Raw genomic sequence first — 17,562 nt, forward strand, 5'->3', positions numbered from 1 at the left:
CGGGAACCAGGCGCCAGCGCGACACCGCAGAGGTGTTGTAGTTGGTTGCGAAATCTTGAATGCGGCAATGGTAGCCGGATGTGCCGCCCGGTGGTTTGAAGCCTTTGCAGGCCGTTTGAATTTTTTTCAGCGCCGAGCCAGGGCCACGCCGGCGATCGCCACGGCGAAGCCGACGACCTGCACCATCACCATGGTCTCCCCGAAGATGAACCATCCCTGCAGCGCCGACAGCGGCGGCACGGCCAGCAGCAGCGCCGTCGTGCGCGTGGCCTCGCCGCGCCGCATCAGCCAGATCAGCAGCGAAGTGCCGGCCACGGACAGCACCAGCACGGCATAGGCCAGGTAGCCCCAGACCGCAGGAGAATTGTCCCAGTGCGCCTTGCCGAAGATGCAGGCCATCACGATCAGCACGATGACCGCGCCCAGGTTCTGGATCGCGCTGGCGCTGCGCAGGTCCCCGGCGGCCCAGGGCGACTTCTGCACCATCGAGCCGATGGTCAGCGACAGGATGCTGCCCGCGGCAAGCAGCACCACCGGCAAGGACAGCGCGGACGCGTCGGTGGCGGCCAGGCGCGGCCAGAGCACCAGCGCCACACCGCCGAAGCCGAGCGCCAGCCCCATCCAGGTGGCGCCAGAAAGGCGCTTGCGCTGCACGAACACCGCGATCAACGCGGTGAACAGCGGCTGCAGCGCTCCGATCAGCGCCATGATGCCCGCCGGCATGCTCTGCGACATTGCCCACCAACTGGGGCCCAGGTAGAAGCCGCTCATCAGTGCGCCGGCCAGCAGGTGCATGCAGATGCGCCTTGCGCCCCGTGGCCAGGCCGCGCGGGCCCAGAGGGCGGCAGCCGTGAACACCACGCAGACGCACGCGAAGCGCAGTGCCAGGAACCAGAAGGGATCTGCATGGGCCGCCACACCCCGCCCCACCAGGAAACCGGACGACCAGATCAGAACGAACAGCAGCGGAGCCAGCGTGTGAAGCACTTGGAGGGGACGTGATGAAGAGCTGTCGGGAGCGCGGACAGCAGATGGCGGTGCTGCATCGCACTCGCCGCATGTCCGCCGTGGAGCCTGGATGGTACAAGCTCCGCCCGATTCCTGCTGGCGACGTCAGCGCGCGGACTGGCGCACGCCGGCGCCCCGCACCTCCACCTCGGTACGGTCCAGCAGCAGCCCCTTGGCATCCACCAGTTCCACCTTGTAGCGGCCCGGCCAGGGAAGCCATGCCCAGCGCGCGCCACGCCCCTGCTCCTTGCCATTGAGAAGCCAGCGCACGGTGCCCGGCGCATCGGACGCGACAAACTGCACGCGCTGGCGGTTGGGCGGAATGTCCGGGTCGAGTGCGACGATCGTGCCCGAGACCGGCGAAAGAATGCGCGGAGGCAGCCCCGCGACGCTGGCCGACGCACCTGGCCGCGATGCACGCGCAGCCGCTGCCGATTCCACCTCGTCGATCGCGAAGCGCGCCTGCTCGGTACCGCGCAGGAACCACTCATCGCGCGGGCTCTCCAGCCAGCTGCCCGCGGTGTCCTGGGCGCCAAACTGGACGCGGGCCTTCACCACGTTCGCCGGAGGCACCGGCAGCTGGTTGCGCTGGTTGCGATGCAGCCACGTCATCAGTTCGGCCCAGATCGGTGCCGCGCCGCTGGTGCCGCTCACGTCATGCATGGGCGCACCGCTCGCATTGCCCACCCATACACCCACCGTGTAGCGCTGCGACCAGCCCAGCGCCCAGTTGTCGCGCATGTCCTTGCTGGTACCGGTCTTCACGGCCGACCAGAAACGCGTGTTCAGCACGCTGTCGGTACCGAAGGTCCGCACGCGCGCATGGGGATCGGACAGCATGTCGCCCACGATGAAGGCCGCCCCGGCATCGATCGCCTGCCGGCCGCCTTCGCGCCCGGCGGCACCGGTGCGTGACGCCTGCGACGACGTTGGCGATGAAGGCTGGATCACGACCTCGCTGAACCGGCCGCCATTGGCGAGCGCGCGATAGGCGTTGGTGAGCTGGAGCAAGGGCACTTCGGCGCTGCCCAGCGCGAGGCTGAATCCGTAGAAGCCCCCCGATTCGCGCAGCGGCAGTCCGAATGCCCGCAACTGGTCATGGAAACTGTCGGTGCCCACCATCACCAGCGTGCGCACCGCCGGTACATTGAGCGACGCCGCGAGCGCGGTACGGGCCGACACCCAGCCCTTGAAATGCCGGTCGTAGTTCTGCGGAATGTAGAGGCCATTCGCTGTCGGGATGTAGGCCGGCGAATCCTCGATCAGCGATGCCGCCGTCAGGCGCTTTTCGGCAATCGCCTCGGCGTATAGAAAAGGCTTGAGCGTGGAGCCGGGCTGCCGCCATGCGAGCACGCCATCCACCTCCGAAGCCTGGCTGAGCAGGCCCGAGGACCCCACCCACGCAAGCACCTCGCCCGTGGCATTGTCCAGCACCACGATCGCGCCGTCCTCGACGTTGCGCCCGCCCAGCTCCCGCAAATGGCGCTCGAGCGTCTCCACCGCAATGCGCTGCAGAGGCGCGCTGATGCTGGAGCGGACCTGCATGCTCTGCACCGGCTTGCCCTGCTTCTTCAACTGCGCAAGCAACTGGCGCGAGAAATGCGGCGCCACGCCCTCGCTCGGGTCGAATGCCTTGCGCTGCAGCGCACCCGTGGTGAACAGGTCAAGGGCATCGCACGAGGTGGCCTGCGGCTTGCGCATCTCCTTGAGCACACCGCAGGCACGCTGCGCCACCAGCGCCGGCCTGGCGTTCGGCGCACGCACCAGGGCGGCCGCCACGGCCGCCTCGCGCTCGTCAAGGCCATGGGGTGCCTTGCCGAACAGGGTTCGCGACAAGGCGTCGATGCCCACCAGTTCGCCACGGAACGGCACCAGGTTGAGGTAGGCCTCAAGGATCTGGTCCTTGCGCCAGCGCCGGTCGAGCACCTGCGCAGCCACGGTCTGCCCGAGTTTCTGCATGACGCTGCGACCGCCACTGCCCTGGCGCCAGTCTCCGTCGAGCAGCCCGGCCAATTGCATGGTGATGGTGCTCGCCCCGCGCGTGCGCTGGTTCCACAGGTTGCCCCAGGCCGCGGAAGATACCGCGCGCCAGTCCACCCCGCTGTGCTCGAAGAAGCGCTTGTCCTCGCTCAGCACCAGTGCCGTACGCAGCGCTGGCGACACATCCGCGATCGCAATCCAATCGCCGCGCCGCACGGTGGCATCGGTGCGCATGCGCTGCAAGGTCTGCCCCTCGCGCGACAGCACCAGTGTTTCCGACGAGCGGAAATCCTGCCGCACTTCGTCATAGCTCGGCATGGCCCGCACGCCCGGCGCGCTGCACAGCGCTGCGGTGGCAAGGCACATGGCGCCCCAGGTCGGGCGTTGCCAGGATACGGCGGCCAGACGGGCTACGAACCGGAGGTGCATGGTGTGGAAAGGATGTGAGTGCCGGGATGAAGGAAAGAAGTGCATGCCGCAAGCCACATGGAGGGCTGCGGGCAAATTATCCGACATGGCCGCCGCACGGGCCACGTCAGGGGCTTGGAGTGCCCCACGGCTGCTGAAGGCGCCGGATTCCCGCGGAGCCGGTCGGCCCGCCGGTTCGGCCGGCTGCGCAGATCGACATGCGCTTCAGATACCCATGACGGACATGCCGTATCGAAACGCCGATGCCGCATCACCGATGGTGGTGCGTGCTGCCCGGATGGCATATCGCCCTGCGGCACCGAGGCCCGGCCGCCCGGCTCAATGCACGGGCCGCGGACCTTGGCGCGGCAGATTCCGGCAGACACCGACCATGAAGTGTTTGCGCTGCCTTGCTTCAGCCCGGCCAATGTATCGCGGCCGGATGACGGTTGCATGACATGCCGCTCAGCCCTGCTCCCGGCCAGGCTTCTGGTGCGAGCGCAATACGGCCGCGTCGCACCAGCGCTGCGCGATCTGCGGTGCCGTGGTGCAGACGGTCTCGTAGGTGACGGTGGTGACCGCCCGCTCCAGCAGCTGGATGTCGGCCTCGTGCTGCCGCGCCACGTGCGGGTCCTCGAAGAAGATCGCGCGCTGGCAGCGCCCGTCGAGCACCAGGTCGGCGATCTGGGCATCGCCGCCGAGCGGGCCGCTGTTGAAGCGGTCGACCCATGGCGTATCAGCCGGCCAGCCCTTGCTCCACGCCATCTCGTTCAGGCGCTGCCCCGTCGTGCCCGTGCCCACCCGGCGGCCGAAGCGCGAGAGCAGATCGAAATTGCGCGCGGCGAAATCCAGCATCGTGGGCTTGAGCGCATCGTGTGCGATCAACGCGATCGTCTGCTTCTCGAAGGCATGCAATGCATCGGCCTGCGGATTGCGTGGCAGGCCCGCGTGGATGCGCTCCATCTCCAGCCAGTCGCGCGCGCTCGCCACGGTCGACAGGAACGGCTTGGAGTGGATCAGGCACTGCCGCTTGAGCGCCAGCGCCTCGGGGAAGATGGATGAAGGGTCCACGGGGTCGATCAGATAGATCGCGCCATCGAGCGTGCGCCCGGGCTCGGGCATGCCGACCACCTCGGCCACCAGCTTCATCAGGCCGCCACGGCTGCCGCGGGGATAGCGCTTGAGCTGCGGGTAGTCCTGCAGCATGCCGAACTGCGTGATGGCGTCATAGGTTCTTCCCACCGCATGAAAACCGATGTCCATCTCGCGCAGGCCTGATTCCGCGAGGCGCAGGAATTCGAGCAATGCGCCCTCGGTCGATTCATGGTGCAAACGGTTGGCGGCGAGACCCATCAGCATGGCAGGATTTCTTTTGAAAAAATTCGTACGGACCGGGGAACCCCGGCGCGGATCCGCCCGGCGTGGGCAGGGTGTCCTATTGGAACATGTCCGCGTGACATGCATGCAATCCGCCTCGTGCGCAGCAGCGAGGAAAACGCTGCAAAACCCGGGAAAACACGGCTCGGGATAACCCGAAACCGGGGCCGCACGCTGAAATACAAATCGCCGCTGAAGCACGCTCCATGCGGCTTTCGCAAATACATACCCAAGGCATTCTTTCGCTGCCAACATTGCATGCACGTTCTGTCCGGGAACGCACAAAACCAGGAGACTTGCATGCACAGCACAGCGACACCCCATGCGTCCGCTTCCCCTGCTTCCCTTCGCTCCACTTCCCGCCGCGATCACCTGAGGCAATGCCTGGCCCTTGCGCTCGGCGGCACACTGGCCGGGGCCGGGTTGAGCGCCCGGGCACAGGGAGGCGCCTATCCCGACCGGCCCATCCGCATGTTCGTCGCGTTTCCCGCGGGTGGCGCCACCGACATCCTCGCGCGCATGCTCGGCCAGTCCATGGGCGGTCACCTCAAGCAATCGGTGGTGGTGGAGAACAAGCCCGGGGCCGGCGGCATGATCGGCCTCGAGGCCGGGGCGAAATCACCGCCCGACGGATACAGCCTGCTGCTGTGCGCGCTCACCAACCAGGCCATCGCCGGAAATCTCTACCCCAAGGCGACGTCGGACATCACGCGCGACTTCGAGCCCGTTGCGCTGGTCGCCAACGGAGCGCACGTGCTCAACGTCCATCCCTCGGTACCGGCGCGCAACATGGGCGAGTTCGTCGCGTGGCTGAAGGCCGGTGGCGGCAAGATCAACTATGCCTCGCAGGGCAGCGGCACGCTGTCGCATCTCGAGGCCGAACTGTTGCTGCAGACGCTGGGCACCCAGGCCGTGCACGTGCCCTACCGCGGCAGCTCGCAGGCCCTGCCCGACCTGATCGCCGGCCAGGTCTCGTTCATGTTCGACAGCGTGGCCGCCTCGCAGCCTTTCCTCAAGACCGGACAGCTGCGCGCGCTGGCCGTGACGACCGGCCAGCGCGTGCCGGCCTATCCCGACCTTCCCACCGTGGAGGAGGCCGGCGTGAAGGGCTACAACGCCGACAACTGGTTCGGCCTGTACGCCCCCAAGGGCACGCCGCCCGACATCCGCGCGCGCCTGGCCGATGCGGTGCAGAAATCGCTGAACGACAAGGCGCTCGCCGACAATCTGCTGCAGAAGGGCTTCGTCGTGAGCTTCGACCATGCCGAGCGGCTGGCCGCGCTCACCGCGAGCGACCGCGCCAAATGGGGCGGCGTCATCCGATCTGCCAACATCACGCTGTGAACGCCTCGGCGCATTGGAACAACCCGGACCACTCTGAACACATGAACTGGAATCTCCCCTTCCCCTCCGGACGCCAACCCGTGCTTGCACGCAACGTGGTCTCCACATCTCAGCCACTTGCCGCGCAGGCCGGAGCACAGGCCTTCGCACGCGGCGGCAACGCGGTGGATGCGGCGCTTGCAGCCGCCATCACACTGACCGTGGTCGAACCCACCATGAACGGCATCGGCGGCGATGCCTTTGCGCTGGTATGGGACGGCAACGGCCTGCACGGCCTGAACGCATCGGGCCGCGCTCCCGCCGCATGGACGCCCGAGCGATTCACGGGCATGCGCACCATGCCCCTGCGCGGCTGGGACAGCGTGACCGTGCCCGGCGGCGTGGCGGCCTGGCATGCGCTTTCCGAGCGCTTCGGCCAGTTGCCCTTCGAAGACCTGTTCCGCGATGCGATCCGCCACGCGCGCGACGGCTTCCCCGTGAGCCCCGTGATTTCCCACCAGTGGGAGCAGGCAGCGCAGGAACTGCACGTGCAGCCGGGCTTCTCCGAGTTCATACCCCAGGGGCGCGCACCGCGCACCGGCGAGATATGGCGGTTCGGCGCGCAGGCCGACACGCTGGCCGAGATTGCCGCCACGCGCGGCGAGAGCTTTTACCGCGGGCCGCTCGCGCGGAAGATCGCGGCCTTTGCCAGGGAGTGCGGTGCCGCGCTCACCGAGGCCGATCTCGCAGCACACCGTGCCGAATGGGTGCAACCCGTCTCCGTCGGCTTTCGCGGCCACGAGGTGCACGAGATCCCGCCCAACGGCATCGGCATGGCGGCACTCATCGCGATCGGCGTGATGAATCACCTGCCGTACGACGCCACCGCGCCGGGCTCCGCTCAGCGCATGCACCTCGAGATCGAGGCCATGCGCCTCGCCTTCGCCGACGCCCACATGCACCTGGGCGACGCCGACCACATGCGCGTGAAACTCGAGCATCTGCTCGACCCCGTCTACCTGAAGGAACGCGCACGCCTCATCGATCCCGAGCGGGCCGGCAGCTACGGACCAGGCCAGCCCCCTTCCGGGGGCACGGTCTACCTGGCCGCCGCTGACGCACAGGGACGGATGATCTCGTTCATCCAGTCCAACTACAAGGGCTTCGGTTCCGGCGTGGTGGTTCCAGGCACGGGCATCGCCTTGCACAACCGCGCCGTCGGGTTCGTGACCACGCCGGGCCACGTCAACCAGGTGGCAGGCGGCAAGCGACCGCTGCACAGCATCATTCCGGCGTTCCTCACGCGCGGCGGCAAGCCGCTGATGGCGTTCGGCGTGATGGGCGGCAACATGCAGCCCCAGGGGCATCTGCAGATGGTGATGCGCTGCGTGGCCGAAGGCTGGAATCCGCAGGCGGCATCGGACGCGCCGCGCTGGCGCATCGACGACGCGGGCCAACTGATCCTCGAACCCACGGTACCGCCCTCGGTGGTGGAAGGCCTGCAACGCATGGGCCATGCGCCCCGGATCATGCCGCCCGGCAATCTCGAGTTCGGCAGCGCCCAACTGGTCGCGCGGCTTGACGAGACGATCAGCGGAACCGCCGACGCGGTCTATGCGGCGGGCTCCGACCACCGCCGGGACGGACAGGCGGTTGGATACTGAACTCGTCCCGCAAGACCATGACGACACCTCGCGGACGCATGTCCAACGACGTATGCCAGCGCATTGCCGACGAGATCGTGCTTGGGCACTTCCCGCCCGGCACGCGCCTCGAGGAGGCGATGCTGGCCGACAGGCTGGGCGTCTCGCGCACACCGGTCCGCGAGGCGCTGCGCCAGCTTGCCATTCTGGGCCTGATCGAGCTGCGCCCCAACCGCAGCGCAACGGTGGCCCTCATCACGGACGAACGCCTCACGCACCTGTTCGAATCCATCGGCGATCTCGAGGCCGCCTGCGCCCGCTATGCCGCGATGCGCATGACAGAGGCGCAGCGCGCACAACTGCGCGAGGTGCATGCGGAGGGCTTCGCCGCCATGCAGGCCCGCGACGTGGTGCGCTACCACCAGCTCAACAACCTGCTCCACGACGTGATCCTCCAGGGCTCCCACAATCCCGAGCTCATCGAGGTGACCCGGAACCTGCAGAAACGCGCCAACGCCTACCGGCGCAACCAGTTCATGCAGATCGCGCGCGTGGCCGCCTCGTACGAGGAACACTGCGGCATCGTCGATGCACTGCTGGCCTACGACGCAGCAAGCGCCTACCGACAGATGCGCGCGCATGTGCATCGCGCACACGACGCGGCATCGATTCTCATGGGAATGCGAGAAGCAGCAGACGGTTGACAGGCCCGTACCAGGCCCACAAGGCTTTCCAAACAACAACCTGAGCAGCGCGCGCCCGCCTTGAACTGCCCACCCCAATGCTGAGATGGCCCCTCAGACGCGACGCAAAGGCGAAGACAGTACTTTGGTACGGCAAGCCTTTGCAACAAAGTATGAGGGGCCATATCAGCACCCCCAAACGAAGACTCTCACCGCAAGCGCTAAACGTCCATTCGTCACGCGACCCAAAGGACCCGGTATTCCGCAAAGAAAGAAACCGGCTTCATCGAATGCGATGAAGCCGGCTTTTATGCATGGCGGGACTTACTTGCTCACCACCTTGAGGCTCGCGTTCGGAAACTCCCCAAACATCTCGGGCGCATAGAGCGCCTCCACGCGGCTCGGCGGCAGGGAGAACTGGCCGGCATTGTTCAGCCGCACCGTGTACTCCATGCTGATCGTCCCCTTGGGGATGTACTGGTAGTAGCTGCGGAAGGACTCGAAGCTGCGCTCCTCGAACGCTGGCCAGGCCCAGCCCTCCCGCTTCTCGCCCTGCGTGGCGATCTCGGAGTCGCGGCCCAGCCCGCTGCCCAGGATCGTCGCGCCGGTCGGCACCGGATCGGTGATCGCCACCCAGGTCATGTCGGCGCTGGCATTCACCTCCAGCTTCACGCGCAGCACGTCGCCGCGCGAGTAGGTGTTGGCGGGCAGCGACTTGTCGGCCTGCTCGACCGGCGTCACGGTCCTCTTGATCGAGTAGCCGGCCGCAAAGGGCTCCTTCAGGCGGACCGCTGCAACGGACTGCACCGTGAGCCAGGGCTTGCCCGTGCCGACCTGCGTGACATTCAGGCTTTCCGGCGAGGAGCCCCACGGCAGGAACATCGTGTTGTTCTTCAGGTTGCCGGGTGATGCGGGTGCGCCGAACCAGGTGGTCTGGTGCGGTGCGCCTGCGGCGTCGCTGGTCTTCACGCGCTCGACCTTGCTCCAGTCGACGAGCGCCGTGCTGGAGCCGAGGCTCGCCTTGGTGAAGCCCGCCACTGGGACGGACTCATGCACCGCGCTGAACTTCTCGAGCGCCAGGCCGCCCCAGAAATTGGCCGACGTGGTGTGCCACGCACCGTTCTGCTGGCGCGCGATGAAGCCGTTGGCGATGCGGCCGATGTCGTCCTTCCACGCGGGGTCGTTCATCACGGCGATCAGCAGGCGGGCCATGTTCACATCGCCGTTCTGCATCAGCCACCACCAGTAGTCATCACGCTCGGTGCTGAAGAGCACCTTGGTGCCCTGGAACGACAGGCGCGCGCGCAGGATCTGCGTGGCCTCCGCCAGTTTCTGATCGCGCTCGGGAATGTCCTTCATGCGCCTCAGCACCATGAACCAGTCGATCACCGCATGCGTGGGCCACTGGTTGGGGGCGATCTGGATGCTCGTGAGCATGCGCGGCGTGGCCTTGCCGTAGCGCGAGAGCGCTTCGACGGCGGTGATCTTGCGCATGTCCAGATCCTTGCGCGGGCTCCAGAAGTTGCGCTGGATGCGTCCCTCCACAAACGCGATCAGGCCGTTGATCATCGAGGCCTGCGCCTCCTGCGGCAGCGTGAACTCGGGATGCAGCCCGGACACCTCGTTCGCGGCCGACAGCAGATACGCCGACAGCGTGTCGCTGCCCAGGCTGCGGTCGCCCGCGCGCGGCGGGAAGTACATCGCCAACCCGTCGTTGTCCAGATAGGTCGGCAGTTGCGACATCACCACCTGCCACATCGCGCCATCGCGCAGGCCCACGGCCTTGCTGGTCTTCTGCTCCAGGCAGATGAACGGGTAGTTGATCCACCAGTCGCGCACCGCCGGCAGGCCTTCGGCCAGCTTGGGCTGCATCGCGAGCTTGAGGCCGCCACGGCCCGGGACCGCATCCGCCGGGGGCGCGACGCTCATGCTGACGGCACCGTCCACCTGCACCAGCGTGCCCTGCTGCACGGTCAGCGGAATCGCCGGAATCAGGCGCTGCGTCACCTTGAGCGCATCACGCGCGCCGCCGGTAAGATCACGCGCCTCGATCTCCCACATCAGGGCCTGCGCGCGCGTCTGCGCCAGCTGTGCGGGAGCGGTCACGTTCCAGGACACCTCGCGTGAGTCGCCCGCGGGAATCTCCACGGTCTGCTTGTCCAGCGAGAGCAGCGCGGCGCGCGGGCTGACCTCCACCTTCATCGCGTTCTTCGTGGTGTTGCGCAGCGTGATCTGCGCGCGGAACTGGTCGTCCTCGCGCACCAGCGGCGGCAGGCCGCTGATGATCTGCAGGTCCTGCGTGGCGCGGATGCTGGTGCTGCCGGTGCCGAACATGCCGACGCCGGCGTCCGCGATCGCCACGATCTTGAACGTGGTCAGCGCATCGTTGAGCGGCACCTCGATCTTCGCCTGGCCCTTGTCATCCAGCCGGACCGAAGGCTTCCACAGGAGCAGCGTCTCCAGCAGTTCGCGCGCCTGCGCGCTGCCGCCGCCACCGCCGGCCGGAACGGCCTTCTTGCCGTAGTGCCTGCGGCCGATGATCTCCATCTGAGCGGTCGATGTCTCGACGCCCCACGAGCGGCGCTGCAGCATGGCCTCGAGCAGGTTCCAGCTGTTGTTGGGCATGAGTTCGAGCAGGGCCTGGTCGACGGCCGCCAGCGCGATTTCCGCACCCGCTGCCGGCTTGCCGTCGGGGAGCGTGGCCTGGACGGTGATCTGCGCCTTGCCGCGCACCGCGTAGCTTTCCTTGTCGGAGGTGACCTTCACGTCGATCTGATGGCCCTTGGTGCCCACGCGCAGCTCGGTCATGCCGAACCGGTAGGCGGGCTTGGAGAGATCGACCATCGCGGTCGGCGCGACATATTCCTTGCCTTCGTACCAGAATGCCGTCCACCATTCACGAGGCGACTTGAAGCCCCAGGTGAAGAAGCTGTACCACGGCACCTCGCGCAGCCGTCCGCGCAGCACGAACACGCTCACGTAGACGTTGGGGCCCCAGTTCTCCTGGATCTTCAGGTGCACGGTCGGGTCCTGCCCGTTCAGTTGCACCACCTCGGAGCTCAGGATGCCCTCGCGCTCCACCGTCACCAGTGCGGTCGCAAAGCGGAACGGCATGCGCACCTGCAACTGCGCCGTCTCGCCGGGCTGGTAGTTCTTCTTCTCGGGCAGCACGTCGATGCGATCGTGGTCTTCGCCACCGAACCACAGTTCGCCCTGCCGCGTGACCCAAACGGTCGACGCGGCAAGCGATTCATTGCCTTCCTTGTCGCGGGCCTTGGCAATCAGCTCGATCTCGCCGGCCTCGGCCATCTTCGCCTCGCACAGGAGCAGGCCGCGGCTGTCGGTCTTGCCCGAGCAGACAGTGCCCAGGTCCTTGGTCTCGGTCTTGTTGTCGTAGCTGTAGAAACCACCCACCATGCGCTTGCGGCTGGTGGTGGTGATGCGTGCGATCGCCTGCACATCGACGGGTACATCGGCCTGCACCTTGCCATCCAGCGACAGGGCCAGTGCCTGGAAGCGCATCTTGCTGGCGGCCGACACCCAACCCTCGGTCTTGATGCCGGCAATCACCGCGGCGGGCCACAGCGACTGGGAGCTGCGCAGCGTCTGCACCTCTCCGTTCGGATCGGAATAAGTGGCCTCCAGCACCATCTGCTGTGCATAGCGCGACTGCGGTACGTCACCGATGGTGACGCGGCCCGCGCCGGTGGCATTGAGCGTGAGCGGCAGCTTGTCCTCGATGATGCGGATGTCGTCGGACGACGCGGGCTCCTCGTTGTCGCTGTTGCCGCCGGCGTTCGCGCCGCGCTGGCGCGGAGGCTGGAAGCTGAACGCGTCGAAGTCCGGGAACGACAGCGACTTGCCGCGCACCATGGCCGACACGCGCACCGGCAGGCGAGCCGCCGGGCCGCCGGAGATGTAGTTGATCTGCACATCGACAGGCACCGAGCGCACGCGCACGAGCGGCTTCTTTTCCGCAGGCGTCACGCGGCCCTCGAACACGGGAAGGCGGAACTCCTCGACGCGGAAGCTGCCGGAGTCGAACGACATCGACCGGCCCTCGTTGCTCTTGCTGTTGAGCGAAACGCTGTACACACCCAGCTTGGCCGCCGGTGGAATGTGGAAGCTGTTTTCCGCGCTCAGGCCGCCCGAGGCGGTCTCGCGCCAGACGAGGTCCTGCGTGAACTGCTGTCCGCTGCCCGTGTGCGTGATCACCAGCTGGTTGGGGCGCTCGTCAGGCAGGTCGAAGCCGGTCATGGTCTGCGTGCGCAGGTAATGCTTCATCGACACGGTCTCGCCGGCACGCAGCAGCGTGCGGTCGAACACCGTGTGTGCCACCGCGTCGGGCTCGGACTGCTGGCTGGTGGGAACGTTGAAACGCCACGGCTCGATGCCGCGCTGCCAGTCGCTCCAGGTGAAGGCCATGTCTTCCACGCCATCCGCACCCTTGGCGCGCACGCTGACAAAGTACGCCCGCGACCATTCGTCGTCGCCATGGCACTCCATCGGCTCGGACGAGACCTGGTCGAAAACGGCGATGCCCTTCTCGTTGGTCGTCGCGCGCTGGACTTCGCTGCCATCGCAGGTGGAGACGCGCACGACGGCGCCCGGAACCACCTGCCCCTTGTCGAGCGTCGTCACCCATGCCTGGGAATTCTCGCGGCCGAGCTTGAAGTGCACCGCCAGGTTGGTCACCAGCGCCGAGGTGCGCACGTACATCGTGCGCTGCTCGCCGAGCGACTCGCTGAGCAACGCCTTGCCCAGCATGGGCGACGCGATCTCCACCACATGGAAGCCGGGAGCAAGCGGAATGCCCACCACCTCGAACGGTCGCGGATCGCCCGACGACTTGGGCACGTCCAGCGTCTTCACGCCGTTCTGACCCCTGAGCAGCGAGAGGCTGCGCGTCTGGATCGGGTCATCCCTGCTGTCATCATCGGGATTGAGCTTGGGCGGCAGTGGCCCCTTCACGTCCTGGCGGGCCATGCTGCGTCCCACGGACCATTCGTTGTAGCGCTGCACCTTGCGATACCAGCGGATGATTTCCGCGTCGTTGCCCGCCTTGACGGTGCTGACCTTTGCGGGCTGGTCCTTGGCGATCTGTGCGGCGGAAGCGGCGTCGAGCCCGCTCACGGCGAGCGACTGCTCCACATTGCGCAGCGTGACGGGCAGCAGCGCCGGCCCGCCCGGCCCTTCGGCAAAGCGCTCGACGATACCGAACGGTGACGCCGCGAACTTGGCCAGCGGCGGCATCTGCCCCACACCCACCGCCAGCGGGAAACTGGCGGCATTGCTCAATGTTCGCCCCGAGGCGTCCTGGAAGTCCTTGGGCAGTTCGATCGTGTACTTGCCGCCAGCGGTGAATGGCGGCGGGAACTGCACGCTCGTGACCACCGCATCGGCGTCGTCCGACTCGCTGCTCAGGCCGGGCTTGACCGATCCCGCCGAAGACTTCAGCCGGATGCCCTCGGCGTTCTTGCGCGCGACCGGTGCATTGAATGTGAGCGACATCGCACGGATGGGCAGACAGCCCGACTGCGCGCTCTCGCGCTCGCAGGTGAACTCGGCCTTGAAAGGCGCACGCACGGTATAGGAAAAGCGCTTCTCGTTCGAGTTGGCGACGCCGCTTGGCGTGGCAACCCCCTTGCCGAAGACGATCTGCATCGTCGTGCCGGGAGACAGCCGCCGGTTGCATGCCAGCGTGACAAAGGACAGCGGATCACGGGCGGCCTGCCTCTCCAGGCCACGGCCCTTCAGGAGCGCCTCGCGCTGCTTGCCCTCGATGAGCTTGACCGGAATGCGCTCGCCGACATCGCCCGCGACGCACCAGATGTTCTTGCGCACCGATTCCAGCGTCGCCGGACCGTTCAGCGGAAGCACGAAGAACTGCTCCTCGTCGATGGTCGTGTAGGTGCTTGGCTCGATGTAGCGCACATAGGGGCCACCAGTGTTGAACTGGAACTTCTTCTGCCCCGAGATTTCCGCATCGGTGGGCGACTTGAAAGCCGAGACCACGCTGGCGGAGCAGCGCACGCCGGGCGGCAGGTCGTCCGCGAAGTCGAACACCCATTCGCGGTCACCGGTCCAGCGCCCGGAGCCCTTGCCCGCGTCCACGTTGTCGCACGAGACGGTGAGCGGCGCTGCTGCCTTGGGATCCCCGAACCGCACTGCGGCCACGTCGAATTTGGCAACCACCTGCTTCACGCGGGCCACTTCGCCCTGCGGTGAAAAGCTCGAAATACTCAACGCCTGCGCGGCCCCCGCCGCTGCCACCAGCGCCAGGGCCACAAGAACGCCGCGTGGGCGAAGACTGTTTTGTGTCATGGATGATTCTCGGTATGCCCGAGCCTGCAGGGGACCCTCCCAGGACCGACGCATCAGGCTCGAATGGCACGAAGCGTAGCGCAACATTGTGCAATGGACATGATCATGCCCTATCCCGTTGCGCCGGCCCGGCCCCTGGCACACAGCCGCATGTTTTTGAACACAATTGTTTCAAAAACAAACATTGGCATGCGATCAAATGAAATCGGGGAGCTCCGAGCCCAAGGAGCGGGGCCGGAATCATCGCGGCCGGCGCGGGCAGCGGAACCCGAGGCTCGCCGCCGCCAGCATCTCACTGGGGAACGAAGCCGCTTTCCCGAATGATCTTTTTCCAGACGGCGGAGTACGCCCGCTCGCGGGCACTCAATTGGGCGGGAGTCATGAACTCCACCTCCAGTCCCAGGCCCGTCAATTGCGTCTTCACCTCCGGCATTCCCACCACCTTGGCAAGCGCATGTGAAAACCGCGAGATGACGGCTTCGGGAGTTCCGCGAGGGGCATAGATGCCGTAGTACGGCGTGTCCTCAAAGCCCTTGAGTCCCAGTTCGCCGAACGTCGGCACATCGGGCAGCAGCGCCTGCCGCTTGCCGCCCAGCACGGCCAGTACCCGCAGCTTGCCTGCCTTGTGGTTCTCCAGGAAATCCTGCACCGAACCGATGCCCGCCGGGATCTGCTGGCCCAGCATGTCGGCGATCATGGGCGCGCTGCCGCGATAGGGCGCGGCCAGCAGATCCAGGTCGAATCGCCGGCCGATCAGCTGCACCAGGAACTCGGGCGTCGATGCCGGCGCGGGAATGCCCACCGCGCTCTTGCCATGGCCCTTGTGGCGCACCCAGTCGACATACTCCGCGAACGTCCTGACAGGCGCGGCAGCCGACACCGCGAGGCAGTTCACGAAGGTCGCGAAACCACCCGCCGGAACGAAATCATGGTCCGGGTCGAAGCCCGGCTTCCTCACCACCTGCGGCAGGATGGAGATGGTGTGGTCGTGCGTGAGAAACAGGGTTCCGCCGTCCGCCGGCGAGCCCTTGAGCACCTGCGCCGCGATCTGCCCGCCCGCGCCCGGGCGGTTGTCCACGATCACCGCCTCACCCAGTTCGTCCTTGAGCTTTTCCGCGAGCAGCCGTGCAATCGCATCGGTGCCGCCGCCGGGCGGAAAACCCACGAGCAGGCGGATGGACCTGCCGCCCGCGGCATGGGGCTGTGCAAGCCCCCACGGCGCATGGGCGGCCGCGGATGCGGCAAGAAGCGACTTCAGGATCTGGCGACGCACATGGCTCATGGGGCCTCCCGGTTGTTCGGTGCGTGTTTGCGCTCTCAGGCCAGACGGGCGCGATGGCGCGCGATCTGCTTGCGCACCTGCGCGGGTGCCGTGCCGCCGAGCGTGTTGCGCGCGTTGAGCGAACCTTCCAGGCTCAGCGCCTCGAACACGTCCTGACCGATGCCGGGATTGAACGCCTGCAGCTCGGCCAGCGGCAGTTCGGCCAGGTCCACACCCTTGTTCTGCGCAAGCTTCACCGCGTGGGCCACGGTTTCATGCGCATCGCGGAACGGCAGGCCCTTCTTCACCAGGTAGTCGGCCAGGTCGGTCGCGGTGGCGTAGCCCTTGAGAGCCGCGGCACGCATGTTGTCGGCGTTGACGGTGATGCCGCCTTCCTTCTTGCCGGTGGCAGGATTCAGCTGCCCGCCGATCATCTCGGCGAAGATGCGCAGCGTGTCCTTCAAGGTATCCACGGTGTCGAACAGCGGCTCCTTGTCTTCCTGGTTGTCCTTGTTGTAGGCCAGCGGCTGGCCCTTCATCAGCGTGATCAGTCCCATCAGGTGGCCGACGACGCGGCCGGTCTTGCCACGGGCAAGTTCGGGAACGTCGGGGTTCTTCTTCTGCGGCATGATCGAGGAGCCCGTCGTGAAGCGATCGGCAATGCGGATGAAGCCGAAGTTCTGGCTCATCCAGATGATGAGCTCCTCCGACAGGCGGCTCACATGCACCATGCACAGGCTGGCAGCAGCGGTGAACTCGATCGCAAAGTCGCGGTCGCTCACGCCATCCAGGCTGTTCTGCGACACGCCTTCCATGCCGAGCGACTTCGCGACGCGCTCGCGGTCGAGCGGATAGGTCGTGCCCGCCAGCGCGGCGGATCCCAGCGGCAGCACGTTCACGCGCTTGCGCACGTCGAGCATGCGGTCGGCGTCGCGGCCGAACATTTCCACATAGGCCAGCAGATGGTGCGCAAAGCTTACGGGCTGCGCGACCTGCAGGTGGGTGAAGCCCGGCAGGATCACTTCCACGTTGGTCTCCGCCACTTCGACGAGCGAGAGCTGCAGTTCCTTGAGCAGGCCTTCGATCAGGTCGATCTCGCCGCGCAGCCACAGGCGCACGTCGGTGGCCACCTGGTCGTTGCGGCTGCGGCCGGTGTGCAGGCGCTTGCCTGCATCGCCCACGAGCTGGGTGAGGCGGGCCTCGATGTTGAGGTGGACGTCCTCCAGGTCGAGCTTCCACTCGAATTCGCCGGATTCGATTTCCTTCGTGATCTGCGCCATGCCCTTCTGGATGGAGGCAAAATCGTCCTGGCTGATGATGCCCTGCGCCGCCAGCATTTCCGCATGTGCCAGAGAACCCTGGATGTCCGCCTGCCACATGCGCTTGTCGAAGAACACGCTCGATGTATAGCGCTTGACCAGGTCGCTCATGGGTTCGGAGAACAGTGCCGACCAGGCCTCCGCCTTGGTGGCGAGCTGATCCTTGGAGGGTTGCGATGTGGGAGTTGTGGACATGAGGGCAATAATCCTGTTGTTCCGACACCCGAGAAAGCCGG

The 17,562-nt window shown here is 66.6% G+C and carries 9 protein-coding genes; 3 read left to right on the plus strand and 6 right to left on the minus strand.

Annotated features, from left to right (window positions below; all coding sequences use genetic code 11):
- Positions 1–126: 126 nt before the first annotated feature.
- The 3 genes from H9K76_RS17610 to H9K76_RS17620 all read right to left on the minus strand — a co-directional run bounded on the left by H9K76_RS17610 (position 127) and on the right by H9K76_RS17620 (position 4,755).
- On the minus strand, positions 127–987 hold the full coding sequence (locus H9K76_RS17610) for a DMT family transporter (RefSeq protein WP_187596615.1): 861 nt from the start codon (positions 985–987) through the stop codon (positions 127–129).
- A 126-nt stretch (positions 988–1,113) separates the two neighbouring features.
- A complete protein-coding gene (gene pbpC / locus H9K76_RS17615; RefSeq protein ID WP_425489618.1) occupies positions 1,114–3,417 on the minus strand; it encodes a penicillin-binding protein 1C in 2,304 nt (767 codons plus the stop codon).
- Between the two features lie 444 nt (positions 3,418–3,861).
- On the minus strand, positions 3,862–4,755 hold the full coding sequence (locus H9K76_RS17620; protein WP_187596616.1) for a methylglyoxal synthase: 894 nt from the start codon (positions 4,753–4,755) through the stop codon (positions 3,862–3,864).
- Between the two features lie 318 nt (positions 4,756–5,073).
- Between H9K76_RS17620 and H9K76_RS17625 the strand changes: the two genes are divergently transcribed.
- From H9K76_RS17625 to H9K76_RS17635, 3 genes are read left to right on the plus strand one after another with little or no spacing between them, the layout of a single operon-like run.
- Complete coding sequence (locus H9K76_RS17625; RefSeq protein WP_187596617.1) at positions 5,074–6,117, plus strand: Bug family tripartite tricarboxylate transporter substrate binding protein; 1,044 nt, start codon at positions 5,074–5,076, stop codon at positions 6,115–6,117.
- A gap of 41 nt (positions 6,118–6,158) precedes the next feature.
- Positions 6,159–7,760, plus strand: a complete 1,602-nt coding sequence (locus H9K76_RS17630; protein ID WP_187596618.1) for a gamma-glutamyltransferase family protein — start codon at positions 6,159–6,161, stop codon at positions 7,758–7,760.
- A gap of 17 nt (positions 7,761–7,777) precedes the next feature.
- Positions 7,778–8,443: a GntR family transcriptional regulator gene (locus tag H9K76_RS17635; protein WP_246475111.1), complete on the plus strand. Its 666-nt coding sequence runs from the start codon at positions 7,778–7,780 to the stop codon at positions 8,441–8,443.
- Positions 8,444–8,746: 303 nt separating this feature from the next.
- On the opposite strand, the gene H9K76_RS17640 is transcribed toward H9K76_RS17635, so the two are convergent.
- The 3 genes from H9K76_RS17640 to argH form a co-directional block, all read right to left on the minus strand.
- Positions 8,747–14,746: an alpha-2-macroglobulin family protein gene (locus tag H9K76_RS17640; RefSeq protein WP_187596619.1), complete on the minus strand. Its 6,000-nt coding sequence runs from the start codon at positions 14,744–14,746 to the stop codon at positions 8,747–8,749.
- A 292-nt stretch (positions 14,747–15,038) separates the two neighbouring features.
- Positions 15,039–16,028 carry a Bug family tripartite tricarboxylate transporter substrate binding protein gene (locus H9K76_RS17645; protein WP_187596620.1) on the minus strand — a complete coding sequence of 330 codons (990 nt, stop codon included), beginning with the start codon at positions 16,026–16,028 and terminating at the stop codon, positions 15,039–15,041.
- 35 nt (positions 16,029–16,063) lie between these two features.
- The gene (argH, locus tag H9K76_RS17650; protein ID WP_187596621.1) at positions 16,064–17,521 is read right to left on the minus strand and encodes an argininosuccinate lyase; all 1,458 of its coding nucleotides are present in this window, start codon (positions 17,519–17,521) and stop codon (positions 16,064–16,066) included.
- Positions 17,522–17,562 lie beyond the last annotated feature (41 nt).

Origin of the sequence: Diaphorobacter ruginosibacter, assembly GCF_014395975.1 — a bacterium.
Taxonomy (GTDB): domain Bacteria; phylum Pseudomonadota; class Gammaproteobacteria; order Burkholderiales; family Burkholderiaceae_C; genus Diaphorobacter_A; species Diaphorobacter_A ruginosibacter.

What these genes read in the sequence shown, in the direction of transcription:
- H9K76_RS17630 (WP_187596618.1), top strand. Translation starts at nt 6,159, where the DNA reads ATGAACTGGAATCTCCCCTTCCCCTCCGGACGCCAACCCGTGCTTGCA.
- H9K76_RS17640 (WP_187596619.1), bottom strand. Translation starts at nt 14,746, where the DNA reads ATGACACAAAACAGTCTTCGCCCACGCGGCGTTCTTGTGGCCCTGGCG.
- H9K76_RS17620 (WP_187596616.1), bottom strand. Translation starts at nt 4,755, where the DNA reads ATGCTGATGGGTCTCGCCGCCAACCGTTTGCACCATGAATCGACCGAG.
- argH (WP_187596621.1), bottom strand. Translation starts at nt 17,521, where the DNA reads ATGTCCACAACTCCCACATCGCAACCCTCCAAGGATCAGCTCGCCACC.
- H9K76_RS17635 (WP_246475111.1), top strand. Translation starts at nt 7,778, where the DNA reads ATGACGACACCTCGCGGACGCATGTCCAACGACGTATGCCAGCGCATT.
- H9K76_RS17625 (WP_187596617.1), top strand. Translation starts at nt 5,074, where the DNA reads ATGCACAGCACAGCGACACCCCATGCGTCCGCTTCCCCTGCTTCCCTT.
- pbpC (WP_425489618.1), bottom strand. Translation starts at nt 3,417, where the DNA reads ATGCACCTCCGGTTCGTAGCCCGTCTGGCCGCCGTATCCTGGCAACGC.
- H9K76_RS17645 (WP_187596620.1), bottom strand. Translation starts at nt 16,028, where the DNA reads ATGAGCCATGTGCGTCGCCAGATCCTGAAGTCGCTTCTTGCCGCATCC.